Here is a 1,212-nt window from a genome sequence, read left to right as displayed (position 1 = left end):
GATGATTACAGGGGGTTTGCGGAATTACCGGTAAATAACGCGTATCTTGAACTTTACAGGCTGTACCACACGGAGGATAATTTTTACGAAGAACTGTATCAGCGCTCAGGAAGAAACCTTCCCGCTTTTATTTCCGCCGCCAAAAAAATAACAAAAAAAGGCGGCCCCCGCCAACAGCTTGAAAACGCCCTATTACAATGATATATTAAGATTATGGCTTGGCTATTCGGCGATAAAAAATTTGGTCAGTACACTTATGAGCATTGGTATGATGATGAAGAACACATTGTGGTAAAAGATAGCGCCGAAGGGGTAAAAGCTGGAACAGCTCAAGCTGGAACAGCTCAAGCTGGAACAGCTCAAGCTGGAACAGCTAATGATCCTTGTAATACAATTCCTGATACACCCTCGCCGCAGCCGGAACCCTCTTGCCATAATCCCTGTTCTCAAGATTCGTAATCGTTTCCACAAACAAATCAACAGGCAATTTACTTGCGGAATATAATCTGCGTACCCTGTTCTGTCCGCCGTTATAAGCCAATAACGCGAGTATTGAATTCTTAAAATAATCCTGTAAATACTTATAATAATAAACGCCGATGTGAACATTCAGCGAAGGGTTTGTAGAATCAACAACGCCGTCTTCGCCAAAATAATCTGGCCCTCCTTCGCGTTTAAGACGTTCCGCCATATCCTTCGCCGTCTTCGGCATTAATTGCATCAGTCCTACCGCTCCCGCGCGCGAAACTACCGCTTCTTTAAAAGCGCTCTCCGTGCGAATAAGCCCGTAAAGGAGCGAAGGCGCAATACCATATTCCTGCGCATATTTTTCCACCAATTCAAGATACGGACGAGGATACATTAATTCCCAATCGCGCCTGTCCCTGCTGTAACCGTCCCTGAAAAAATACAGAGAGACAAGATGTATAGACTGCCAATACATTCCCTCTTTTTCAAAAGCTTGCGCCACCACGCGCAACTCATCGGCGGTCATCTCTTTTTCCATCTCTTTAACATACGGATGGGAAAAATCTGCCACTTCATAATTAAAAAAGCCAAGAATAAATTGCAGGGCTTGTGAATACTCTATGTTTTCCGGTTCTGTAACTTCTTCGGTTAATTCAAGAAACGGCTTTTTTAAAACGTCGGCGCACTGTGAGCGGTATAAAAGAGCAGGCAAAGAATTAACAATGCCAATATCATAGGCAATAC

2 protein-coding genes are annotated in these 1,212 nt (G+C 43.7%); one reads left to right on the top strand and one right to left on the bottom strand.

Annotation, left to right across the window (positions count from 1 at the left end):
- Positions 1–201: aminopeptidase (locus ACYVRH_RS12955; protein WP_461257314.1), on the top strand; the 201-nt coding region annotated here is incomplete at its 5' end.
- 172 nt (positions 202–373) lie between these two features.
- On the opposite strand, the gene ACYVRH_RS12950 is transcribed toward ACYVRH_RS12955, so the two are convergent.
- Positions 374–1,212: flagellar assembly lytic transglycosylase (locus tag ACYVRH_RS12950; RefSeq protein WP_461257313.1), on the bottom strand; the 839-nt coding region annotated here is incomplete at its 5' end.

This window comes from Treponema sp. R80B11-R83G3, from assembly GCF_054786115.1.
This window is presented reverse-complemented; position numbering and strand designations above follow the sequence as displayed.